Source organism: Peribacillus sp. FSL R5-0717 (genome assembly GCF_038002945.1).
Taxonomy (GTDB): domain Bacteria; phylum Bacillota; class Bacilli; order Bacillales; family DSM-1321; genus Peribacillus; species Peribacillus frigoritolerans.
Window position 1 is genome coordinate 158862 of the sequence record NZ_JBBOOF010000001.1, and the last position, 25011, is coordinate 183872.

The following is a 25011-nucleotide window of genomic DNA, read 5'->3' on the forward strand; positions in this document are numbered from 1 at the left end:
TCTTTTTCTCCTTACACCGATGAGGAATATAATTAAAGGGAGTCGATTAAAATATAAAAACGGAAAGCAGTATTCCACCATAGCAACTTTTCAGTCTCTTGCCAACTAGGAATACATAAACAAATGATAAAAATGCTAACAGATAAGGCTACAATATGATATTTTTGCTTTAATCTCGGGAAATATTGATTCATTATTATTGAGGACTGCCATAAAAGTAAGGAAGTGAGCAACATGATAAAGGTAACTAGGCTTAACGCAAAAAACAAGGTAGCCCTGTCAAATATAAGCCATTGAAGCTGAACTTTATCCAATGTGGTTATAAAGGGAAAAAGCAGCGTACTAGCCGTTTCATTTCCAAAGGTTAAAAGAGGTAAATAAACGGATAAGAAAAAAAATGGGATAAGAAAAAAGACTGCTAACATGATTTTTTTAGAGTTATACGATATTTTTTTAGGAAGAAAACCTAAAAATGAAAAAACAATGGCGAAAGAAAAAAAACTTGTATAATAGGAAGGTTGTCGAAAAAAAGAAAAGTCGGTATCCATAATCGGAAAGGCATTATGCCAATCAATGTCTTGAAAGCAAACCAAAAGCATAAGTAAGATTAACGGGAAAAAGATACAGAATATTAATAAGGCTGTACGTAAGATGGTTTCTATTCCTTTTATGGCGATATAAGTTGAAATAACGCTCATTAATGTAATAATTGCCCATGTTGGCGTATTCGCCAAAAAGATAATGTTGGTCACTTCTGCATAGGCACTAACAAGTTCAATAGTAGTTATGACTAAGTAAAGAAGAACAGGAAAAAGTAATGTGAAAGAAAAAGCTTTACCTAATATCTTTAAAATACTAATAATATTCTGTTCGGGAAAATAAGAAAGCCCCTTTAGGTAAAGCGATAAAAACAGAATAAATATGACACATTGAATTAAAATTGGTTCCCAGTGACCTTTGTGTGTGCTGGCAATAATTCTTTCTGGATAAATGAAAAAAATAAGACCAAAATGAGACATTAACCCCATGCATATACAAAGTAAGCGCTTATGAATACCAGACCGGATAATATGCCCAACACGCCATAGATTGAAGCAAAAATAACAACTACATATTTAAGTAAACGCAGGATTAAGGCATTTTGAAACCCTACAACGGTTGAATTCGCAATTGAGGTTGCTGCTACAATGATAATTAAAAGGTTGCTAACCAGCTTTGCGTCTACTACTGCTTGTCCAATGACAATTCCCCCTACCATTGTTACCGTTGGCCCGATACTGAGCGGAAGCCTTATACTCGCTTCAATAATTAACTCTATAATAAGGAGCATAATTGTAATTTCAACAAAAGGGGGATATGGTATTCCCTCCCTGCTCTGAGCAATCGATAGAGCCAGTTCAATTTTTAATATCTCAGGATTTACAGCAACAAGGGCCACATAGATAGCTGGGAATATAAGGGTAATCAAAGCACCAAGAACACGTAAAAATCGGATGGCGCCCATAATTGGGTAAGCATAGTTACGGTCATTCGCCTGGACAAACATATCCCATAATAAATGTGGCAAGATAAGCGCAAAGGGATAACCGTCAACGAATAGAATGACCTTACCTTTGTTTTTAAACCATCTACTGCTTCCAATGGCATTTCTGTGTTATTAAACTGAGGGATAACATCCCATTTCCGCATACCCATAAAACGATAAAGATGCTGAAGATAGATAATATTTGTGTGTTGATTTATTTCAATATGTGAAATGATCTTTTTGATCATACTTTTATCTGCTCGGTCATTCAAATAAACTATTGATAAATTCTTTTTTTGATCACTTCCTACCGTATAGGTTTTAACTGAGAGCTGAGCAGTGGAAACTTTTTTTCTCACTATTCCTATATTTGTTGACATATCTTCAATAAAAGAATCTAAAGGACCTTGTAATACGTTTTCATTAGCAGGCGGTTCAATTGATCGAGTCAATTCTTTAGGAAGTGGTTCAAATTGCAGCATTATATTTTTTTCTTTTGAATAAACAATGAGTTTACCCTGAAGAATAGACTCTATTGCTTCTTCACTATTTATTTCAACAGATTTTCTCTTGAAAAGAGTTCTTTTTACTTTTACTGAATGAATCGCTTCACTGGTATCCATATCTTTTTTTAAGATTTCTTTTGTTTTTATAAGGTTAACTATTGAATGTAAACCAAGTAAAAGGACTGCTTCACCATCCAAAATAAACGGTTCTATGAAAAAGTCTTCTGCATCTTTAAAAGCCTCATTTATTTCTAGTATTATTGAGTTCGTGATTTCTCATCTTCCCTTTCAAATTTCATTATTTCAAATTTCATTATTTCTTATTTCATTTTCCCCCTTTGCTTGTGATTTATACAAATATCAAACTAGGTAAAATATGACGTCTGAGATAAGTTTTTTAAAGCCACAACCACATAATCGTATATGCAAATTGCATTAGAAATAGTTCATTCAGAAAAGGTGTGGTAGTAATGATAATGAAACCACATGAACTCACGAGGATAATCTAAAAAGCAATTCTGTTAATTTCCCAGGTAGTCTATATCAATGGTAGGAACTTAAAGCGTTGAAACGAATTACTACTACCATTTATCCAAAATTAAATTAAATTTCCACTGGTATTTTTTGATAAATCGGAAATGACTAGTTCTATTTTGTCGGAAATTTTAAACTTCTGTTGGTCTGCGAACCTAAAAGGTTATGTCTAATGTTGATCTATCTAATTAATGTATGTCTACTTAGCTTCTCTTTTTTTTAGAATTATCACTTTTTGTATTCCAATGCCCAGCATGAGTTTGTACTTATCATCATCTTTATATTTTTTTCAATGATGTAAAACCAACCTTCAGTAAAGCGTAAATTGGCTAAAACTTCCTATGAATCTCGAACATTTTATAAAGCGTTTAAGTTCTCTTGAATGATTCTTGAGATAGTTTTAAAATCATACTTATGGTTGACGACATCTACAACAAAATCCTGTTCTTCTTCCCATTATCCATTGATAATGATTGATCTTCGAAACATAATAAGGGAAGCCAGTGCTGTCCTCTTGTTTGCGTTGTAGAAAGCATGATTGTTTGAAATGGGTTCAAATAAGGCTGCAGCCTTTTGAATAGAGGGGTAACCATCTCTCTCGAAAACGGTTTGTCTAGGGCTGTTCACTGCAGTATCAAGGAGACCGGAATCTTTCACTACGATTTGATCAGTAGGAGAATAAACTTTTATTTAAATGGCATTAATAGCAATAATTTGATTAGTGGAAAGATAGATAATATCAAACGTCATATTATCTATCCACCAATCCCTTGAATGCTTCGTCATGTGCTTTAATAACTTCAGATACCACTTCCATAAATTCTGCATCAAAACCTTGAAGCAATTTCACATTTTTATTTTTCCTTAGAATGAATTCTTCACCCTTGAATTCAACCTCTAATTCGTCTTCAAAAGCTAAATTTGCAGTATTCACCATTTCAATTGGAAGCGTAATACCCAAGCTATTTCCGACTATAGTTAATTTCCTAATGGCCATTATCCATTCCTCCTTCAAAAGAAGCCTTTACGGTTTATACCTTTATCTGGAATCTGTTATTTTTGATTACACAAAAAAAGCTTGCAGATTTAACCCCTAAAGGGACCTTATCCTAGAAACCGGGATCGGCTTAACATCCCCTCATTATGAAAGCTTTTGTCCTATTTATGATTTGTTGTTCCTATGCCCTTAATTTTTGTTTTTACATGTATGTTTATTTTTGATTTTGCCAGAGTGTTACCCCAGTCTTCTTGTACTTTTTTCCACTCTTGATAAGTGTAGGCTCTTGCATACATACCAAGCCCTAAAGGATCAATTTGAGACTTTTGTATTTTTTGAATTAATTGATTGGTTTCTTTCTCAAGCTCATTTGTAATGCTATTTTCAAGCTTTGCATAATCTTTTTGGACATCGAATGGAAAGAGTTGTTCGGATAACGAGATTTGTAAATCTACATTTATATCAAATACAAAGCGTCCATTATACTTTACTTTCTTCTTTACTTTCAAATCTGAAATGGAGAAGCTGATGTATGGTTTGCCTTTACTGGCGGATTCCATCGAAACCGGAATAGTTATGGAATAATCACCTTTTTGTTTACCTTCTAAAATAGTTAATAATTGATTTTCTTCAGGTGTTATTGTTATTTTATACTGGCCGGACTGAGCTAGCAGTGCGGAGCCTGTTAGCTCGATTCTTTTTTTCTTTTTGATTTGGGTGATCCACGCCGTTCTCCCTTTGTCCTTCATTTGTCTGTGAAAATCCTGGAGGCTCGTATCTTTCACAATATTCCTCTTGGCGGCAGCATCAATTAAACTTGTTAAATATAGAGATAGTCGCGGTTTATCTGCTGGTTTATCGAAAATAACATCTGCAACAGATCCATCTACAGCGACAATACGCGCGGTTACTGTATTTTTAGGATCTCTGAAGAAAGGATCGAGATAGTCAAACCAATCCTTCTTTTTAAGCAATCGTTTTCCCACCAAAAACAATTGCGTTTTACTTCCCGATGTTAATCCTATTACCCTCGCATCAAATTTTTCTCTTGAATGTCGGAGGGTGTATGCTTTAACTTCATACACTTCTTCCTTTTCTTTTGCCTCTTTACTAAATATAGGGCTAGATATATACACTAATAAATTATCCTCTTCATCTAAATCGAGGCCTAAAATAAGTGAGACGCTAACTTCCTCTATTGGTGTAGCATCCATACACCCAGAGAGTATCATTACAAGGGTTAAAAGACACAATCCTATTTTTCGGCTCATGAAAATCTCCTCCTTGAATATCTCTCATATCCCCAACTGTAAATCCATAAAAAAACGGGAAACACATATGCAACCACAATCCCGGCATTCGAAAGCCATTTTTGCCAGGTTGTTACTTGCATCCATGTTGGTTGAACAAAAAATGTGCCCACGACAATTAAACCTAACAAAACGGGCACATATAAACTATGATCTTGCTTATTCATTAATTGACTGAAACTAAAGACCGTACAGTACATGTACAAGATCCAGGCTCTGGAGGAAAAAAGGATCAAAACATTCAATATAACCACGTCAAGACGTTCAATAAACCGGAATTCAATCACTTTAAGCATACTTAGGACAGGCTGATTAAAATCGGTAATGCTATCCGGACTAAAGAACATAAAACAGCCAATGGTTACAAAGAGATAAAAGAACATCGATAAGGTGTTAGCAATAATAATCCCATGAATGGCGTATTGCTTTTTGTTTAAGAAAGGATAAAAGAAAAAGACAAGCTCAAACCCTAGGAACGAATAAATAACCGGCGGCACGGTAGCTGAAATTGACTTCCAACCAACTTTAAACAATGGAAGTAAATTCAAGAAACTTCCATCTTTTAATGAAAACAAAAAAATTACAGGGAGCCACATCGTCATATAGAAAATCAATTCATTATATCTTCCAATAACACGGAGACCATTCCTGACTATTAATAATACCGGGATTGAAAATAACAACACAATTAAGTAGTCAGGTGTATTGGGAAGAAACCATGCTTTTATATAAAGAAAAGTGTTAATAAATATGATTAAAGAAAAGCATAAAGTGTATACAAGAATAATGAAAATAGTCACTTTACCTAGAATTTTTCCAAAAAATCGGATAAGAAGATCGTAAAGCGTGTCATTTGGGTACTTCTCAGCCGTTTTCACCATAATAATACTGGCAGTAACGCTTAATATCCAACCAATGATGAGGCCCATCCAGCCGTCTGTTCCAGCCTTCTCGGCAACCACTCTAGGAAGCGACAAAAAACCGACCCCCATTTGGGTCCCAACAATTAAAAAAATATATTGCATTATGGTGATTTCATTATGAGTGTATTTTGTCATTTTCCTCACCTTATCTTTTAGGCTTGCCCTGACGATTGGATTGAATGGTCCTTACACTTTTTGGTCGTGTGATCATTTTCCATAAAGGAAAACGAATAAATGAGTCCTTCATATCAGCAAACCGGAAAGGAGCTAAAGGGCTTGCATACGGAGTTCCCAGCGATTCAAGACTAATTAAATGGGCAATCAACGTCATGGCACCAATCATGATTCCGATACTTCCAAACATGACTGCTAATAACATCATGGGAAATCGCAGCATTCGGATAGCTGTTCCCATGTCATAACTTGGAATGATAAATGAGCCGATCGCCGTTGCAGAAACAATAATCACCATAATATTACTTACTATACCTGCCTGAACAGCTGCCTGTCCGATCACAATTCCTCCCACAATTCCAACCGTTTGGCCTATTGGAGCCGGAAGACGAACGCCTGCTTCTCTCATCATTTCAATGGTAACCTCCATCAGGAGTGCTTCTATGATTGGCGGAAAGGGCACAACCACCCGTGATTCGGCTATGGATAAAAAAAGCTTTAAAGGAATGACTTCGTAATTATAGGATATAATGGCTACATATGTTGAAGGTAGAAATAATGTGATCAAAAAAGCGAAAAATCGCAGCAACCGTATCAATGATGCAGCTAACCAGCGTGTGCTGTAATCATCAATACTCTGAAGAAAAGACATTACTGTTACCGGAGCAATTAAAACAGATGGCGAACGATCGACGATAACGGCAAATCGACCTTGAAGAATTTGTGAAGCAACTGCGTCCGGCCTCTCGGTTAATATAAACTGAGGAAACGGGGAATATGGGTTATCTTCAATGAGTTCAGATAGTTCACCAGTATTTATTATCACATCAATTTGAATTTGTTTGATTCTATCTTCAAGTTCCTGCAGTACTTCTTCACTAGCAACATCTCCCAAATAAACGATAAAGACCTTTGACTTTCCGCGAACACCGACTGTAAGTTCCTTTATAATCAATTCTCGGTTAGGAATATACCTTCGCAACATTGCTACATTCTGACTTCCGGTCTCTACAAATCCCTGGTGAGCACCTTTCAGTGATGTTTCTAACTTCGGATCATCAATCGCTCTTTGAGGCCATCCTTTTGTATCCAAAAGAAACGCTTTTGTTTCCCCTTGGATAAATAAGGCGCTGTCACCTGTAAAAAGTGCATCTTCAACGGATTTCCATGAATGAACTTCTTCAACATCCCCTACAGTTGTAGGCAATCCCTTCTTCGGGTCGAAAGAGGATTGCATCACGGCACTTAGAACGTTATTGCTTATTGAATTTTTATCTGTTAAACCATCTACGTATACTAATGCTGCCTTTGTTCCCTTTCCGCCGAATTCGAAGTGGCGAATCACCAAATCCGGAGCATGGTGAAACATCTGCTGAAGTACTTGTATATTCATCGATAAATCAGGATACAGCGGATAATGATCTATCGAACTAAGTTTTTCTGAATAAACATTTTGGTTTGTTTGCTGGTATTTTGAATAACGCTTCTTTTTAAATAAACCGGAAAAAAAAATATGAAACGCCCCCCTTTCTCTCAGATTTATCATTTCTCGAATAAGAAGAAATATACTCTACACTATGCTGTAAAAAAAATTAGACTATGACGGAAGCAAGTAAAACGTACCCCAGAATTAAAAAAACCGCTTTAATTATCTTTGGAACAAAATGGAGTTTAACTTTAATAACTTCAAAATGAAGTAATAGAAATAGGTGTGCTCTTTACTAAAGAAGAGCATCTCTTCTTCTATAGAGTAAGCGTAAAATATAAAAAGGATAGGGATTGAATTACTATTTGGTACAACCAACACGATTACAAGCGCGTTCAATGAATTGTTTGGAATCGAAAAAGGGGTTACGGCAATTATCCTGGCTATCGTTACGGCTTTCATCATTTTTGGCGGGATTAAAATGATTGCAAAAGTATCTGTTGTCATCGTCTCTATTATGGAAGGCATACGTGTTAGTCGCGTTGATTATTATCGTCATGAATGTTACCGAGTTACTGGGTGCTTTTGTTTTAATCTTTGAAAGTGCATTTGGATTAAGGGAAGTGGCTGGCGGAGCACTAGGCGCTGCTATGTTGCAAGGAATCAATAGGGACTATTTTTAAATGAAGCCGAGATGGGTAGGCCCTATTGCTGGTATTTTCTTCAATCCCTAGAAGCAAACCAAATTCATCTTTTCACAATCCAGTTATCAATATACCGATGCAGTAATAAATAGATAACCTTGAGCCCTGCAATCGTTTACCAATCTGATATTTTGAATTTGCTTATTTCAAAATCCCTTCCAGCCTTCACTGTGTGTTCAAACTAAGCTTTTTCAACTAAACTACCTCTCTAGTTCCATAAGAAAAAGGCTGCCTCAGCAACCTCCCTTATTGAAGTAAAGCACCCTATAGTTTAAGTAGAAACCTTCACATTTCTTTTGTGAATCAAAAAAAGGATGGAACCAATGCAATCCCATCCTAAAAATCTTTATTGTTCGTGTTTCTTATCCTCTTGTTGTTTATGCTTCTCTTCCTTTTGTTTGTGTTTCTTTTCCTCTTGCTGTTTATGCTTCTCTTCCTCTTGTTTATGTTTTTTATCCTCTTTATTTCCACCAATTTCAAATGGTTTTTCTTTATTATTTTTTGTAACTGGTGGACCTTCTTCAGGATTTGCACCTTTAATGAACAGTTCATTATTCACCTGGTATACATCACTAGGCTGCTGGAATCTACTTCGGTCTGTTCCAAACGCTTCCAGCATGACCTCAAACATTTGGTGCGAGATTTTAGTTGTATTTCCATCCATATAATTACCTGGACCATTTTTAGTATATCCAGTCCAAACCGCCATAGTGTATTGCGGTGTATAACCAGCGAACCAACTATCATTTACCGAACCGGTTGGATATCCATATTGTGCTCTGGTTTTACTGTCAAAATTGGTTGTGCCAGTTTTTCCAGCCACATCTTGTCCAAGAACACTTGCAGTTTTTCCTGTACCAGATTTTACGACTGTCCGTAACATATCCGTCACCAAATAAGCTGTGTAATCATGCATAACACGTTTTGGCTTTGGAGTAAAATTAACAACTCTGCCATCAGGATAGACAACTTTACGAACAAAATGTGGTGTATTGTATTCACCGTTATTTCCAAAAGCACTATATGCCCCTGCCAACTCTAATGGATTAACCGTATTACTTCCAATCGCATATGATTCGTACACCTTATTATTATTAAAAGTAATACCCAGATTTTCTGCAAAGTTTTGTGCCTTATCCATTCCTACTTCTTGAAGGGTAAGGAGTGCTGGAATATTGTATGACCATTGAAGTGCTGTTCTAATAGACAACATTCCGTGATATTGATGATCCCAGTTAGAAATAGATTGACCATTTGAGTAGGTTATCTCATGATCATTAATTTGGTGTGCTGTAGACCATTTTGAATTTTCAATAGCAGGACCATAATCAAAGACTGGCTTGAAAGTAGATCCGGGTTGACGTTTGATATCAACCGCAAAGTTGTTGCCTCGGAAGGAAGCTTTATATTGGTTTCGACCGCTTCCAATAGCTCGAACTTCTCCTGTTTTTGTATCTAAAAATACGAAGGCTCCTTGAAAATTGTCATTTGGATAAGAAATAATCGTATCGGTGTTCATTATTTTATCCGCAAAGGTCTGAGCTTTTGGATCTAGCGTCGTATAAATAGATAATCCATCCGAACTGATATCAACATTTTTCTGCTTTTTTTCAACTTCTTTTACAACAGCGTCCAAAAACGCCTCGTACGGCATTCCTTGTTGTTTCTTTTTTGGAACAAGTCCTGATGTAACTGGAACCTTCTTTGCATCCTCCAATTGCTTTTTCGTAATATACCCTTGTTTATACATAGCTCTTAAAACATTATTACGACGATTTGTTGCAGCTTTCACATGTTCCGGTTCAGTGGGATCGTAATAACTTGGACTCTGTGGGAGCCCCGCTAACATAGCGGCCTCCGGAAGCGTTAATTTATTTAGATCATCGGCATCGATTCCGTAGTAATTTTTGGCGGCAGCTGCTACACCATATGCCCCGTCTCCAAGGTAGATCTTATTTAAATACATCATTAAGATTTGATGTTTAGAATACATTTGCTCAAGCTGATAGGCCAAGCTCCATTCCTGTACCTTTCGCTTTATTGTTTTCTGAGGTGACAAAAAGGAGTTCTTGATGACCTGCTGTGTAATCGTACTTCCGCCTTGAGATCCGAAATCCCCTTTTAGGTTCTTGAAGATTGCTCTCGTAGTTCCTTTTATATCAATGCCATTGTGTTCATAAAAATGTGCATCCTCCGTGGCAAGGAAAGCATGTTCCAACATTTTTGGAACTTGAGAATACTTAATTTTTGTCCGCTTTTCTTTACCATATTCGTAAAGGAAATTTCCGTTTTTATCGTATAATTTGGTAGAAAGCGGATCGACAAGTTTTGAAGCATCTATTTTAGGTGCATCCTTAATCATTGCTGCAACCGTAACTGCCCCTATTCCAATTGAAATAACCCATAACAGAAAACACCAAAGTAGAACTTTTTTCAAGAAAGACCTTCTTTAAGGGGAGTTTTTACCTTTTGTTTGATCTTGTTTTGTTTTTTCCACTTGTTTTCGTTCCTGACGTGAACGATACGTTTCTGACATTAATCTTCTCTCCCATATTCAAGTTAATCAACAAAATTGAAGAAAACTATGCAAATAACCTTTTATTTAGTCACTAGTCATTAATATTCTATATGGTATTAAAAACAGTGCATTTCACTCAAAACCTGAATATAACGTATTAAGGAAGAATTTATCCTATACTCTCCTTGGTCGGTTTTCGCAATAAAGTAATTACTTCGTACTATCTTATCTAATACATCTTTAAGAACGTCTTCCTTCTTTACATCTGGCCCTTTTATTATTTTTTCTCGTTTAATATCATTATCCAAGGTATAACAAACAATAAATTTCTTCAAATTAAATCCCCCTTTCGAGAACAACTTGTGATTTGTCTTAAGTAGGGAAACACGTCTACTTATTTGAAGCGAATAGTCTTAAAATTATCCTGAAAAGAATGCTATTATCGACCAGCTTTGTCTTAAAGACGTTATACATGAAACAAATGCCCCTGTTGATAAAATAATGGATGGCATTCCTACTATTTTTGAAAAATACCTTTGTGTACCAACTATAAATATTTCATGAATACCATAGATACCGCCTAAAAGGATCAAAGCGTGTATAGAAAATTTCATTTTTTTCAGTCCATTAAACAGACCATTTAAATTAATTCGAAAAGAACCTTAGTATTAAGGGGGCAAAAATATTTAATCCTCGATTCCCCCCCTCTATATAAAGACCAAATCTGCACTTTATTCAATAAAAAAGACACCAATTATTACAGCTGGATTTTGTTCCCGTTTATAAGCACTTTCTCTTTTTCTATATATTATGTTTGTTTTACGTAATAACCCGGATAACTTACCTATCTATAGACCATTCCAAGAATGATCCAAGAGACACCCTAAGGATCATGGTGTTTGTATGAATCCATCCTTGAAGCTTTTCAGGGATGGATTTTTATTTTTTACTTTTCTTAGCTGAATAATATGTCCCAAGAGTGCCTTAAAAGAGAACTGGATTTTAAACCCGTCTTATTGCACTAACTGCCCCGTTTGTTCCATAAGAAAAAGCTGCCTTAAAGACAGCTCCGATCTTCCGCTAACGCACCCATTAGTTTAAGTTAAACATTTCACAAATACGCTAAACATATGAGTTGTTCTTAATCATTTAGGCATTCTATTAATTCATGTTCTAAAATATTCTATACGGAAACGATAATTAGGCTTCCAAAAGAAATGTTGGAGAATAATGAAGAAGAAATTTTTAAAGCTGCTTTAGTCGGGTTTACGATGATGAATCTTATTTTGTCGAAAAAATGTATGATTTTGCACTCAACAAAGCATCCAATTTAGCAAAAATAAAACGAGATATCACCACATATCTGGATCTTAACACGCTAGCTAAGAAGGTTTGACCTAATAAAATACGGCTTTAAACACGCGGCTCATTTAGGATTAGCTGCTAAAAGAGGCGATGTTCATCAGCTCGTATATTACCTAACAACAACAGTAAAAAAAGCATTGCCATCAGCAATGCTTTTTTTACTACTTGATAATTTAGGCTTTATTTTTATTTATTCTTCGAATCTTTTGTTCAACTTTTTCATTTAATCAATTTTATTTGTCAATTGATTATTACTGAATGAAAATGGATCCCTGTTGGTTTATTCTCTATAAGGAGGGCCATAACCTATCTGTATAGGAAATATATCAGCGTTAGTTTTATGTGTTAAACAGTATGATTTACCATTTATCCCCTTAATTATTACTCTTCCTTGCTTGCTGCCATATTCATGCTCGCTTCGACATTCTCCTGGCTGATGGTGGTGAATGGTAAATTTCGTTTTCCTGAGAAATTCTCAAGCAAGTCTTTGACATCAATTCCTGAGGATGCCTTTAATGACTCCTGCAAGGTTGCCATTAAATCCGTTGCATATCCAGTCACTTTATTAGCCCCGCCATTCGCACCGCTCCCTCCTGTATCCACTACAGTAATCTTGTCTATATTACTAAGCGGGCTTGCCACTTGTTTTGCATATTCCGGCAGCATTTTCAAAATCATGTCCATTACAGCGGCTTGCCCGAACTGTTCAAATGCTTCTGCTATCTTCTGCTTGGCCTCTGCTTCTGCTACCCCTTTTAACCTGATGATTTCCGCTTCTGTCGTACCTTGTGCCCTTTGGGCGTCCGCTTTAGCAAGACCGTCCATGCGAACGCGTTCCGCTTCCGCTTTCGCCATGGCTTCAATTTTATACTTATCGGCATCCGCTTCTGTAATCTGTTTCATTTTGTTGGCGGAGGCTGCCTGCTCTACCGCATAACGGTCGGCATCGGCCTTTTTCTTCACTTCTGAATCATATTGCTTTTCACGGCGGAGGATTTCTTTTTCCTCCAGCTCAATTTGCTTCTGCCGTTCGATGATCCTGATTTGCATTTCCTGTTCGGTTACATCCTGCTTAGATCTGGCCGTTTCAAGATCGTAAGCTTGGTCAGCCCGTGCCTTGGCAATATCCTGTTCACGACGGAATTCCGCAACCTTCAGCTTGTTGATTTTTTCGGCTTCGGCTATTTCGGTTGCCCTTTCAAGTTCGGCACGCTGCGCTTCCTTCGAAGCTTCGGCTCGCTTGATTCGCGTTTCTTTCTCTGCATCGGCGGTAGCTATATCGGCATCCCTCTTCACCTGTGCAATCCTAGGCTTTCCGAGCGATTCAAGATATCCATTTTTATCCCGAACATCTTTAATCGTGAACGATACGATAATGAGTCCCATTTTAGCTAAGTCCTGCGAGGCTACCCTCTGTACTTCCTGGGAAAACTTTTCACGGTTTTTATAAATTTCCTCGACTGTCATCGAACCAAGGATGGAACGAAGATGTCCTTCCAATACTTCCCGCGCTTCCTGTTCACGGTCATCTTTAGATTTACCAAGGAATTGCTCAGCAGCTGTGGCTATATCGGTGATTGAACCGCCAATCTTGATGATCGATACACCATCTGCCATGACCGGAACTCCCTGTTCTGTATATACTTCGGGAGTGGAGACCTCAAGCTTGCTTGACAATAAGCTTAGTGGTTCCGCTTGCTGGAAAACCGGGAGAACGAAAGCCCCCCCGCCGCGGACGATTTTAATTTTATTTCCTGATTCGTCAATGTGAACATTTTTGCTTCCTAAGTAGCTTCCGGTCACGATCAATGCCTCATCAGGACCAGCCGTGCGATATTTCGTAACAAAGACAGCAATAAGTGCGATAAATAAAACTGCAACTATGGCGACAACTATCCAAATCAAATCAAACATACCTTACCTCCTACACTTTTTTAATCCTGGTGGGGCATAACATAGATAACCCCATTTTTAACTTCGATGATCAAGACCTTTGTATCCGAAACAATTCCTTCATTCTTATAACTGGCCGCAGTTTTGGCGATGCTTCCACTGATGCTTTCTATCAGGACTTCCCCAAACCCGTCAACAGGGATTGATGTGAGAACCCTGCCGACCCTTCCTCTCAGGTCATTATCATGAAATGTCAAACTGTCTTCCGCTGATGAGATGGGAATCAAAACAAATACATTCAGTAAAGTGACGATGGTAAATGAAATGATGAGGGAAATGCCGGCACATAATCCAGCATTAAGCCCTGAAAGCGATTCAAGCAAAAAACCACTTGCAAAAAACACGGTCAAAAAGCAAAAAATGAGCGTAGGATTAAATATATCCGGTAATTCAAGGCCGGAAAATATATCATTAAACAAGATAAATAAGAATGTTAACCCCCCGAATATAATTAATCCATATAAATAGACTGTTTCTAATGGAACTCCAAATAACTCCATCTCTTTCATCCTTTAAATTCGATTTTTCCAAGCCGCATACTACTTTAATGGCCTAGGATAAGCGTTTTACAACATTAATAATCTATGGTTATAATCCCCTCCATTTACTTTACTTACCATTTATACGATTGATGCATTCAAAAAGTTTCATTTATTTTCCAAGTTTTGAATTTCACCCTTGGAAAACCCTGTATTCTCTAGGACCATTATTGAAATAAAATGCATAATACCATTGACAGTGTTTACTTAACATATTAAAATTCTTTATATGTTAACTCGTTACATATCCAGGTTTACATTAGGAGGAAGCACGATGAAGGAGCGTCATGAGAAGTTAAGAATGATGATGGTTACATCATTATTTGCAGCACTTATAGGAATACTTGCCCAAATTACAATTCCACTGCCCTTAGTTCCGATTACAGGACAAACTCTAGCTGTTGGACTGGCAGCAACGATACTGGGTTCACGTTATGGAACCTCTTCCGTTTTGTTATACCTGTTCATAGGCGCAGCGGGAGTACCGGTTTTCGCTGAAATGTCTGGGGGACTAGCTAAGATATTCGGTCCGACTGGCGGTTATTTATTATCCTATATCCCGACAGTATATATAACGGGTCTGATATTGGAAAAAACCCGTTTCTCCGTTGCAATGGCTTTCGTTGCAAATACAATCGGGATGATAATTACTTTGGTAATCGGTACGGTTTGGTTAAAATATATGAGTTCATTATCTTGGCCAGTGGCATTCGCCAGCGGTTTTGCACCATTTATAATCGTAGGCGTTTTAAAGGCATTCCTTGCATCTTGGCTTGGCATTACAATCCGTTCAAGGTTAGCGTCGGCTAATATGCTGCCCAAAAAAAATGCACCAATATCCCAATGATGGGTAAATGAAGAGAGGATACCGCTTGTGGTATCCTCTCTTTTCATCTATAGTCAACTTCCAGAATACTGCAAAAAAAAAAGACTCTTAAAAAAGAATCTTTTTTGCAAGTATTTATTGCGGTCCTATCCCCATAAGTCCGAATATGAATAGCAAATGTATATTATCCCCTTTGCTAACCGTAATCATTTTACTATAGGAACAGTAATTTGACAACTATTGAAGGCACACAGAAACATGCAGAATATCGTTACGGATTTTAGTTACTTATTATTCACTTTATATTCTTTTTTCGTACCATCATCGAAAACGACCTCTAAATCAAATTCTTGATAGCCATCCTTCAAATTAAAAGCTTTTGTCACTTCTTGAATGACTTCCTCATCTGTTGAATCTTTGGTGAATGTCAATTTTTCTAGAATCGGGGTCAACTCTTTCATTGCTTCATCACCGTGAACTTCGTGTTTGTTAAGCTTATCCTCGATTGAAGCTTCTGTTTGAGCCCCCATTGTATCATATTCAGCTTCGTATTCGTTATCATTGCCTGTATAATCCACTTCTAATTGAAAATCCTTATATGTGAAAGGCAGTTTTTCATTATTATCCGTACCTGTTTCAGGATTATTTTCCGCTTGATTTTCATTTTCCTGAATCGGGGGGTTTTTCACTTCATCGTTTTCTTCGCCGCATCCAGCCAAAACAAGCATAGCGGCAAACGGCACTGATAATATTTTGATTGATCTCCCCATTAGCTTTTTCCTCCTTTAATTTGTATACCTTAATTATTTCCTAATGGGGGTCATTTAAAACCTCAACCAATCCCTCAAATACATCAAATCGGCCAAGTTATCATTGTGGAAGGATATAAAACAATACCGCAAAAAAGTGTGTGGCTGTTCCCCCAAGCACGAATACATGCCAAACCGCGTGATGGAACGGAAAACCCCGCCAAACATAAAAGATGGCTCCGAACGTATAAAGCAATCCCCCTGCAATCAGTAGCTGGATACCCGCTGCAGGCATCGTAGCTGTAAGTGGTCCCCAAACGATAACGATCATCCACCCCATGGCAATATAAAGGATCGTCGAAAGGAAGAGGAATTTTTTCACATAGAAAGCTTTGAAGACGACGCCAATGATTGCAACTCCCCAAATGATACCTAGCAGTGTCCAGCCCAGTGACCCTTTGATCACAAGAAGCATGATGGGCGTGTATGTTCCTGCAATGAATATATATATCGCTGAATGATCAAAGATTTCAAAAATATCCTTTGTTTTACCTTCTGGAAAACTATGCACTAAAGTGGAAGAGACGTATAAAAGAAGCATGGAAACACCATATATGACCGAAATGACTACATTCCAAGGCGATCCTGTTTGGGCTGAGAATATGATTAAAAACACAAGTGCGGCAATACTCAACAAAACGCCGACACCGTGGGTTATCGCATTGACCACTTCTTCTTTTCTTGTATAAACATGAGTATTGGCCATGTTACAGCTCCTTAATTCCGGATTAATTTTTTTGGTATTCCACTAAATTATACATCAGATCTTCCAAGCAATATAGAAAAGTGAATAGTAACTTGATTAACTGCCACTAATTAGATTATTATCTAATTAGATGTTAATCTAATTATGAGGGGGGATAAAGTGCAATTAGAAAAATTGGTCGCTTTCCACAAGACGATTGGTGATGTGACAAGGATCAGGATAATATCCATCCTGGCAAACGGTCCAAAACACGGACAGGCACTTGCAGGTATACTAAAATTGACGGCTCCGACCATCTCACACCATTTATCGAAATTGAAAGACATTAATTTAGTAAAGGACCGGAGGGAAAAAAATACGGTCTATTATTTTTTGAATGAAGATGTCCTGAAACATTATTCGTCAGCATTGCCTAAAATGGTTTCAACTAAGGGGGACTCCAGGAAAATGGATAATCAAAAGCTGATTTTAGAACATAAAAAGATCCTTGAAAACTTTTATACTCCAGATGGTCGACTAAAAACTATACCAGCACAAAGAAAAAAGAAAATGATCGTTCTTCATCATATTGGAAGCCTTCTGGAAAAGGGACGTAAATATCCAGAAAAAGAACTGAATGAATTCATCCAGTCTTTCCATGATGATTATGCAACGATAAGACGTGAACTCATTATCGGAAGCATCATGTACCGCGAAAACAGCATTTATGAGCTGAATCCCCGCGAAATGTGGGCTGATATCATTTAAAGGTTTTCTAAAAAAAAGAACCGGTCTCCCATTTGGAAAACCGGTTCTTAAGATGCAGTTTAGATGGCAAAATGGTGCCCGCCGATAATTTTTATTACCTCTAATTGTTTCATCCATTCGCTGTCCGAAATACTTGGATTCCAAAAATACAATGCATCATTTGTGTAGCCATGAATAGCCAATGCTTCATTGACAGCTCTCTTGGCATCCTTTCCTGCCGGTTTGTTTATACTGCCATCACCAACAGGCGAGAATTGGTTTTTTTGATAAATCACTTCCCGGACCGTATCAGGGAATTCATTGCTATCAAGGCGATTCAAAACAACTCCCGCCACCTCGACCTTTCCTCTGTATGGTTCCCCTTTGGCTTCTGCATGCACAAGCCTTGCTAATAATTCTTTATCTTTATTATTCATTACATGTGGAATAATCAATGTTTTACCAGGTTCGGCAACATTATTTACGTTATGATTGACTTCTTTTAACTTACCGATTGGAACACCGTGCTGCTTTGCAATATCCCAAATCGATTCACCTTGTTTAATGACATGTTTAGTTGCCCCATCAGAAGCTTTACTTGTCGTTCCATTAGGAAAAGCTATACCAAGTACGATGACACTTAGAGTCATTATCACGGATATTAATACTGATAATTTCATCCTGTTACCTCCTCGTTAAGCACCTTCCTAGGATAACAGACCATATTGGAGAAAACAGTGCTAAATTTTTTCCAAGGAAATGCAGGAAATATTTTCACGTTTCAATTTACCTTTGAAATTTTAATGATTCCCACTCTTCCCGCAGCATTCCCATTCTGATTGAATCATAATAATAACCATCATGATAGCGGCATTTTCTCATTCTTCCCTCTACTTGCATTCCTACCTTTTTCCCAACTGCGATCATACGTTCATTACCTGACCAAGTTGTAAGTCCAACCCGCTCAATCTCCAGGTTTTCGAATAAATATCCACTGAACATCATTAATGCTTCTGTCCCATGACCGCCATTCCAATACTGGGGATCAAAAATAGTAATTCCGATTTCAAGCCAGCGTGAAGGTTCATGTTCCCAGTAATATACAACAGATCCTATAATTTGATCGTTTTTTTCCATTAATAGCTCGGAGTAAGCCCCGATTTTTTCATCATAGGTTTTATGCTTCGTTTCTTTATCGATAAACGTATGGAAATCAATTAGTTCAAGAGGGAGATAAGGTGCATCCCACTTTTTCCATTCCGGATCGGTTTCGCCATATTTCAGGCTCCATAATTGTTTTAAATCGGCTTGTTTAACATTCCTCAATATGACTTTGCTTCCTTCAATCCGAACATCGTCCAATCCGCTTCCTCCCAATTCACCCATGCTGAACCTTCCATTTTACTGGTCGACACATAATTTAATAAAATATTGCCTTTCTCTGGGACCATCGAATTCACAAAAATACACACCCTGCCAAGTACCAAGGACTAAGCTCCCTTTATGGATGATCACCTGTTGTGAAGAACCAACCGTACTTGATTTCAAATGGGCAGCCGTGTTACCTTCCATATGTAAATCCAATGTATGATTCCATGGGTATTGCTCATCCAGTCTTCTTAATATATCCTTTTTGACATCGGGGTCAGCATTTTCATTGATCGTGATCCCCGCAGTCGTATGTGGACAATATATAAGAGCTACCCCCTCTTGAATCCCCTTTTCCTTGATGAATGCCTGTACTTCTGTCGTAACATCAATCATATCATCTCTTTTCCCTGTTTTTAAGGTATTTTTCTTCAGCATGTACATTCACTCCTTTTATTCATTTTAATACTCCTTTACCCATAAACATAAAAATTCATGCTTTCTTAAACCATGCACGACTAAAACATAAGGAGATCTTATCGATAACAATCAAAAAAAAGCATCCTTATTGATCTTTTTATTTTAAAATTGGATATATAAGGAATTGGAAGGAGTTGCAAATGAACTTCCTTTTTAAGTCAATTGACCACTACAATTAGCATCTCCTAATACCGAGGACCAATCAAGGAAGTTTTTCACTGAGATACTAATGTTCCGGGAAGTGAAAAAACCTCCGTCATTAAGTTCCAATGGCGGGTTATGGTTCGAATCGGGATCGATCAGGATTCATGTCGGAACGGAGGATCATTTCATTCCGGCAAGAAAAGGCATCCAGCACTTGAAGTTGAAAAACTCAACGAATTTAAACAACATTTAATGACTTAGTATATTTCTTTTACAGAAAATGGGAGGTTTGCCGTTGCGAACCGTATATATTTATCCGATCCCTTCGGCAACCGGATCGAAATATTGGAATGGGAATAATAAAAAGCGGGTCCATTTATCTCGGACCCGCTTTTGTAGTATATTTATTTTTGTTTCTTTTTCCAGATTCCCAATATTAAGGCGGTAATGAGGGCTCCTATTAAAATTGCCAGCAAATAGCGGAAAGGATGGTTGACTAGAGGGATGACGAATATACCCCCATGCGGCGCTGGCAATGTTACTCTAAAAGCCATTGACAGCGCTCCAGCCGTCGCTGACCCAATAACACTGCTGACAATAACCCGCAATGGATCCGCCGCCGCAAAAGGAATGGCTCCCTCTGTAATGAACGAAGCACCCATGAAGTAATTAGTGAAGCCGGATTTCCTTTCCGTTTCACTGAATTTACTTTTAAAGAATGTAGTTGCAAGTGCGATTCCAAGAGGAGGAACCATTCCACCAGCCATAACTGCAGCATGCGGTCCGAAACTTGATGCTTCAATGGCTGCAATCCCAAAAGTGAATGCCGCTTTATTTAAGGGGCCACCCATATCCACAGCCATCATGCCCCCAAGAATCAAGCCGAGGAATATTGCGTTCGTGCCGGATAAGCCCTGCAGCCAATTGGTCAGGCCCGTGTTAATTGCTGTTACTGGTTCATTTACAAGAAATACCATGATAAACCCTGTAATTAACATCCCGAATACAGGATAGAGTAAAACCGGTTTAATACCGTCAAGTGTTTGCGGTAACTTGGAAAACAATTTTCTTAATAGTAAGACGACATAACCTGCAAGGAAACCGGCAATCAGCCCGCCAAGAAAACCGGCATTAGCCTGTGCTGCCAATAATCCCCCTACCATACCAGGGGCAAAACCTGGACGGTCGGCTATACTTGAAGCAATGAATCCAGCGAGTACTGGGACAAGTAAGAAGAAGGCACCATTTCCCCCGCCAATATCACTTAATGCTTTGGCAATGGGATTATAATCCGGATTTGCCGGATCGGCTGCCTCTATTCCAAAAAAGAAAGAAAGCGCAATCAAGATTCCGCCCCCGACGACAAATGGAAGCATATTACTTACGCCATTCATTAAATGCTTGTAAATCCCCAATCCTCCTTTAGCTGAATCACCTTCATCATTTTTATCATTTCCAGTTCCTTTGTATACAGGTGCATCCTGATTCACGGCCCTGGTTAACAGTTCCTCGGTCTTCCGGATCCCCTGGGCAACAGGGACAATAATGACATGTTTTCCATTAAAACGATCCATTTCCACCTGCTTATCAGCCGCAACAATAATGGCATCCGCCTCTTCAATTTCTGCGGCGGTTAAACCATTTTTAATACCTGTGGAACCATTTGTTTCCACTTTGAAATCGATTCCCATTTCCTTCGCTTTGGCCTTTAACGCATCGGCAGCCATATAAGTATGGGCAATTCCTGTTGGACAAGCTGTAACGGCAAGGATTTTACCTCCTTTATCGTTACTGCTGGCGCCATTACTCGATTGCTTTTCTTCACTTTCTTCTTCATAAGCTTCCATTTCTTTTTGATTGATTATCTCCAACACTTCCTCACCAGAAGAAGCAGAAAGCAATCGGGCCCTGAATTTATCATCCATCAGTAACGAAGAAAGCCTGGAAAGGGTTTCCAAGTGATCTGCATTCGCTCCTTCACTGGCTGCAATCATAAAGAACAAATGGGCCGGCTGTCCATCAAGCGATTCATAATCCACACCACTGACCGATTTGCCGAAACAGATGGCAGGTATCTTTACAGCATTTGTTTTTGCATGCGGTATGGCTATCCCTTCACCAATCCCGGTTGTGCTTTGTTCTTCACGTTTTAAGATGGCAGCTTTGAAACCATCCACATCATTTAACCTCTCTGCCTCGGCTAACTTTCCTGATAGTTCATCAATGACTGCTTGCTTTGTAACACTTTGCAGATTGATTATAATTGTATCCAATTTTAACAAGTCTGTAATTTTCATAGAGTCAGCCTCCTGTTAGTTGATTGATAGCAATTTGCGGTAATAACTCTTCAATTTTATCCAATGTACCGAGATCGGATGAAAAGGCTGTAGCACTTCCTGCCGCAAGACTGAAGCGGAAAGCAGATAAAATATCCCCTGTCCTTTCATATGTCCCGATGAAACCTGCGACCATGGAATCACCGGCACCCACTGAGTTGATGACATTCCCTTTTGGAACATTTGCGGAATATGATTCTCCACCCGAGCAAAGCACGGCACCCTGTCCCGCCATTGAGACAATAACGTTTTGAGCTCCTGCTTCAACCAATTTAGCGCCATATTCCCTAGCATCATCAATGTTACTTATTTCGGTGGAAAAAAGCTCCCCCAGTTCATGATGATTGGGCTTGATTAAAAATGGCCGGTGTGGAAGGACATTCAGTAATTCCTTGCCACTCGTATCCACCACCACTTTAATGCCATTAAGGGTACAAGACCTTGCCATGGCTTCGTATACATCCGAAGGAACGCTTGGAGGGATGCTTCCTGACAAAATAAGGATATCATTATTGTTCAACTGTTCAATCTGACTAAATAATTGTTGATAATTCCCTTTTGAAATGACTGGCCCTTGGCTATTTATTTCGGTCTCAAGCCCTGTTTTCAATTTAATGTTAATTCTTGTATCTCCAGCTATTTCTGTAAAGTCCGTGAAAATCTCTTCCTGTCTTAAAAACCTTTTTACAAATTCACCTGTTTGTCCACCGATGAATCCTAACGCTGTTGTACTATTTCCCAGCCTTTTTAGTACACGGGAAACATTGATCCCTTTCCCTCCAGGGAATTTTGCATCATAACTGGTTCGATTCACCTTGCCCATTTGAAAGCTTTCCACTTCGACCAGGTAATCGATGGATGGATTAAGTGTCACTGTATAAATCATTAAATGGTCACGACCTTTACCTTTGGATTTTTTTGAAGGTGAGAAACAGCCTCTTCATCATTGCTGTCAGTAAGGATAATGGCATCGCTTACATCTGCCACCTTGGCGAAAGTAGCTTCATTAAGTTTTGAACTGTCAGCAAGCACGTAGGTCTCGTTAGAGAGACGTAATGCCATCTTCTTCAGCAGGGCTTCCTCAGGGTCTGGTGTTGTGAAACCCAATTCTTGATGGATGCCGTTCATTCCCAAGAAACATTTATCAAAACGGTATTCATTCAAAAACTGTACAGCATTACTTCCTATAATCGCATTTGTCGAAAACTTTATCGTTCCGCCAACTAACACTGTTTTGATTTCCAATTCGATGAGTTTTGGAATATGCATAAGACCATTTGTCAGCACCGTTATATTTTTATCCTTTAAATAAGGAATCATTTCGGCAGTTGTCGTGCCTGCATCAAGATATATACAATCATTTTTCTCTATGAATGAAGCAGCCAGCTTTGCTATAAGTTGTTTTTCAGCTCTTGCTTTGTATTGCTTTTCCATAGTTGTTGGCTCAAGGCCTTTTCTTTGCAGTAAAGAGGCCCCGCCATGCACGCGTTTCAAGAGCTTCATTTCTTCGAGTTGCACTAAATCTCTCCGAATGGTCGACTCCGAGGCTTGTAACTCATCTACAAGCTCCTGCAGCTTTACCGTTCCTTGTTCTTTAAGGATCGATAAGATGAACTGGTGCCTTTCAGTTGTCAACAATTCGCCCACCTCACTTTAATATCATCATCATATATGAAAATGAAGGAATAATCAATCATAAACGTTTAAAAATAATCAAATTCATTCAAAAATACATTCAAAAACATTCACTTTTATTAGAGATGAACTTTCCTGAATTTCATTATCTTTTTTTCTATGAAAATATCCTTTTTTGTTCAATAAAAAAACCCCCATGTCAAGATGACAGGGGGGTAGTATTATTTTATTAGCCTTGAAGTAAAAGTTGTTCTGGATCTTCAAGCATATCTTTGATGGCCACCAAGAAACCAACAGCTTCTTTTCCGTCTACGATACGGTGATCATAAGATAATGCAAGGTACATCATTGGTCTGTTTTCGATTTGGTCTCCAACAGCGATTGGACGAGTCTTGATTGTATGCATGCCCAAAATCCCAACTTGAGGGGCATTCAATATTGGTGTTGATAATAGGGAACCGAAAGTCCCTCCGTTAGTGATGGTAAAAGTACCACCTGATAAATCTGAAAGTCCCAGTTTGTTGTTACGCGCTTTAACAGCTAAATCCGAAATGTTCTTCTCGATTTCAGCAAAGCTTTTGCGGTCAGCATCCCTTACAACCGGAACGACAAGACCTTCATCAGTGGATACTGCTACACCGATATCATAAAAGTTCTTTTTCAGGATATGGTCGCCTTGGATTTCAGCATTCAATAACGGATATTTTTTCAATGCGCCAATGACCGCTTTAGTGAAGAATGACATGAAACCAAGTTTAACATCATTTGTTTTCACGAAAGAATCCTTATGGCGGTTACGCAATTCCATGACTGCAGAAAGATCGACTTCGTTAAAAGTTGTAAGCATGGCTGCTTCTGATTGTACTTGAACTAGACGTTTGGCAATGGTTTGACGACGGCGTGTCATTTTAACCACTTCAATGCGGTCATCATTCACTTCAACAGGAGCTGCTGCTTGTTTAGCTGCAGGAGCTTGTTTTGGAGCTGCCGCAGGTGCTGCAGGAGCTGCAGGTGCATTACTTGCTGCTTCTACGTCTTGTACACGTACACGACCTAGTGGATCTGCTACAGGCACCTGAGTCAAGTCAATTCCTTTTTCACGAGCCAATTTCCTTGCAGCTGGTGATGCAATAACTTGTTGAGTGGATGATGATTCTTTCGCTTCTGCTTTAGGAGCCTCTTTAGCAGGAGCCGCTTGTTCAGCCTTAACTGGTTCTGCTTTAGCTTCTTCAACCTTAGGAGCTTCCGCTTTTGGAGCTGCTGCAGCTGATCCATTTTCATCAACGATGGCGATAGCCTGTCCGACTTGGACAGTATCGCCTTCTTCTGCTAAATGTTCAGAAAGTGTACCAGTATAATCTGAAATGATTTCAACGTTCACTTTATCCGTTTCAAGTTCAAGGACATATTCTCCTTTTTCAACGTGATCACCGGGTTGTTTTAACCATTGCGCAATAGATCCTTCAGAAATTGATTCTGCTAATTCAGGTACTTTTACTTCAGCCAT

At 38.4% G+C, this 25011-nt stretch carries 23 protein-coding genes and 1 pseudogene; 3 read left to right on the forward strand and 21 right to left on the reverse strand.

The window, feature by feature from the left end; all coding sequences use genetic code 11:
- Window positions 1–32: 32 nt before the first annotated feature.
- From NYE65_RS00755 to NYE65_RS00790, 8 genes are all read right to left on the reverse strand, one after another.
- Window positions 33–1019, reverse strand: a complete 987-nt coding sequence (locus tag NYE65_RS00755) for a GerAB/ArcD/ProY family transporter (protein ID WP_340859540.1) — start codon at window positions 1017–1019, stop codon at window positions 33–35.
- A complete protein-coding gene (locus NYE65_RS00760; RefSeq protein WP_340859541.1) occupies window positions 1019–1567 on the reverse strand; it encodes a spore germination protein in 549 nt (182 codons plus the stop codon). The genes NYE65_RS00755 and NYE65_RS00760 overlap by 1 nt, the downstream gene beginning before the upstream one ends.
- Window positions 1465–2304 (reverse strand): spore germination protein, encoded by an 840-nt coding sequence (locus tag NYE65_RS00765; protein WP_340862070.1) that lies wholly within the window; start codon window positions 2302–2304, stop codon window positions 1465–1467. The genes NYE65_RS00760 and NYE65_RS00765 overlap by 103 nt, the downstream gene beginning before the upstream one ends.
- A 717-nt stretch (window positions 2305–3021) precedes the next feature.
- Complete coding sequence (locus NYE65_RS00770; RefSeq protein ID WP_340859542.1) at window positions 3022–3222, reverse strand: Fic family protein; 201 nt, start codon at window positions 3220–3222, stop codon at window positions 3022–3024.
- Window positions 3223–3316: 94 nt separating this feature from the next.
- Window positions 3317–3562 (reverse strand): AbrB/MazE/SpoVT family DNA-binding domain-containing protein, encoded by a 246-nt coding sequence (locus NYE65_RS00775; protein ID WP_340859543.1) that lies wholly within the window; start codon window positions 3560–3562, stop codon window positions 3317–3319.
- A 161-nt stretch (window positions 3563–3723) separates the two neighbouring features.
- A complete protein-coding gene (locus tag NYE65_RS00780; protein WP_328176946.1) occupies window positions 3724–4833 on the reverse strand; it encodes a Ger(x)C family spore germination protein in 1110 nt (369 codons plus the stop codon).
- Window positions 4830–5930 carry a GerAB/ArcD/ProY family transporter gene (locus NYE65_RS00785; protein ID WP_340859544.1) on the reverse strand — a complete coding sequence of 367 codons (1101 nt, stop codon included), beginning with the start codon at window positions 5928–5930 and terminating at the stop codon, window positions 4830–4832. Before NYE65_RS00785 ends, NYE65_RS00780 begins: the two co-directional genes overlap by 4 nt.
- Before the next feature lie 10 nt (window positions 5931–5940).
- Complete coding sequence (locus NYE65_RS00790; RefSeq protein WP_445670390.1) at window positions 5941–7515, reverse strand: spore germination protein; 1575 nt, start codon at window positions 7513–7515, stop codon at window positions 5941–5943.
- A gap of 283 nt (window positions 7516–7798) precedes the next feature.
- On the opposite strand from NYE65_RS00790, the pseudogene NYE65_RS00795 reads away from it, so the two are divergent.
- A pseudogene (locus NYE65_RS00795) lies at window positions 7799–8078 on the forward strand (alanine:cation symporter family protein).
- Between the two features lie 367 nt (window positions 8079–8445).
- On the opposite strand, the gene NYE65_RS00800 reads toward NYE65_RS00795, so the two are convergent.
- The 4 genes from NYE65_RS00800 to NYE65_RS00815 form a co-directional block, all read right to left on the reverse strand.
- Window positions 8446–10536 (reverse strand): transglycosylase domain-containing protein, encoded by a 2091-nt coding sequence (locus tag NYE65_RS00800; protein WP_340859545.1) that lies wholly within the window; start codon window positions 10534–10536, stop codon window positions 8446–8448.
- A gap of 197 nt (window positions 10537–10733) precedes the next feature.
- On the reverse strand, window positions 10734–10952 hold the full coding sequence (locus NYE65_RS00805; RefSeq protein ID WP_057277386.1) for a hypothetical protein: 219 nt from the start codon (window positions 10950–10952) through the stop codon (window positions 10734–10736).
- Window positions 10953–12363: 1411 nt separating this feature from the next.
- Window positions 12364–13896: a flotillin family protein gene (locus NYE65_RS00810; RefSeq protein WP_241634125.1), complete on the reverse strand. Its 1533-nt coding sequence runs from the start codon at window positions 13894–13896 to the stop codon at window positions 12364–12366.
- A gap of 20 nt (window positions 13897–13916) precedes the next feature.
- A complete protein-coding gene (locus NYE65_RS00815) occupies window positions 13917–14435 on the reverse strand; it encodes an NfeD family protein (protein WP_328176943.1) in 519 nt (172 codons plus the stop codon).
- A gap of 313 nt (window positions 14436–14748) precedes the next feature.
- Here NYE65_RS00815 and NYE65_RS00820 point away from each other — a divergent pair, with 313 nt between their 5' ends.
- Window positions 14749–15321: a biotin transporter BioY gene (locus tag NYE65_RS00820; RefSeq protein ID WP_340859546.1), complete on the forward strand. Its 573-nt coding sequence runs from the start codon at window positions 14749–14751 to the stop codon at window positions 15319–15321.
- Between the two features lie 263 nt (window positions 15322–15584).
- Here the strand turns inward: NYE65_RS00820 and NYE65_RS00825 are convergent, their stop codons facing one another.
- Both NYE65_RS00825 and trhA read right to left on the reverse strand, forming a co-directional pair.
- The gene (locus tag NYE65_RS00825) at window positions 15585–16070 is read right to left on the reverse strand and encodes a YusW family protein (protein WP_328176942.1); all 486 of its coding nucleotides are present in this window, start codon (window positions 16068–16070) and stop codon (window positions 15585–15587) included.
- 100 nt (window positions 16071–16170) lie between these two features.
- Entirely contained in the window at window positions 16171–16815 is a 645-nt protein-coding gene (gene trhA / locus NYE65_RS00830; RefSeq protein WP_063575916.1) for a PAQR family membrane homeostasis protein TrhA, read from the reverse strand.
- 159 nt (window positions 16816–16974) lie between these two features.
- Between trhA and NYE65_RS00835 the strand changes: the two genes are divergently transcribed.
- The gene (locus tag NYE65_RS00835) at window positions 16975–17562 is read left to right on the forward strand and encodes a DUF2087 domain-containing protein (RefSeq protein ID WP_328176940.1); all 588 of its coding nucleotides are present in this window, start codon (window positions 16975–16977) and stop codon (window positions 17560–17562) included.
- Between the two features lie 59 nt (window positions 17563–17621).
- Here the strand turns inward: NYE65_RS00835 and NYE65_RS00840 are convergent, their stop codons facing one another.
- The 7 genes from NYE65_RS00840 to odhB all read right to left on the reverse strand — a co-directional run bounded on the left by NYE65_RS00840 (window position 17622) and on the right by odhB (window position 25011).
- Window positions 17622–18221, reverse strand: coding sequence for a cell wall hydrolase (locus NYE65_RS00840; protein ID WP_268591581.1), 600 nt, complete (start codon window positions 18219–18221; stop codon window positions 17622–17624).
- Between the two features lie 106 nt (window positions 18222–18327).
- Window positions 18328–18903: a GNAT family N-acetyltransferase gene (locus NYE65_RS00845; RefSeq protein ID WP_328110213.1), complete on the reverse strand. Its 576-nt coding sequence runs from the start codon at window positions 18901–18903 to the stop codon at window positions 18328–18330.
- 39 nt (window positions 18904–18942) lie between these two features.
- Window positions 18943–19347, reverse strand: a complete 405-nt coding sequence (locus tag NYE65_RS00850; RefSeq protein ID WP_328135433.1) for a secondary thiamine-phosphate synthase enzyme YjbQ — start codon at window positions 19345–19347, stop codon at window positions 18943–18945.
- A 590-nt stretch (window positions 19348–19937) separates the two neighbouring features.
- Complete coding sequence (locus NYE65_RS00855) at window positions 19938–21830, reverse strand: PTS fructose transporter subunit IIABC (protein WP_328110192.1); 1893 nt, start codon at window positions 21828–21830, stop codon at window positions 19938–19940.
- A 4-nt stretch (window positions 21831–21834) separates the two neighbouring features.
- The gene (pfkB, locus tag NYE65_RS00860) at window positions 21835–22755 is read right to left on the reverse strand and encodes a 1-phosphofructokinase (RefSeq protein WP_063575912.1); all 921 of its coding nucleotides are present in this window, start codon (window positions 22753–22755) and stop codon (window positions 21835–21837) included.
- A complete protein-coding gene (locus NYE65_RS00865; protein ID WP_340859547.1) occupies window positions 22755–23507 on the reverse strand; it encodes a DeoR/GlpR family DNA-binding transcription regulator in 753 nt (250 codons plus the stop codon). The genes pfkB and NYE65_RS00865 overlap by 1 nt, the downstream gene beginning before the upstream one ends.
- Window positions 23508–23733: 226 nt before the next feature.
- Window positions 23734–25011, reverse strand: a complete 1278-nt coding sequence (gene odhB, locus NYE65_RS00870) for a 2-oxoglutarate dehydrogenase complex dihydrolipoyllysine-residue succinyltransferase (protein WP_057277368.1) — start codon at window positions 25009–25011, stop codon at window positions 23734–23736.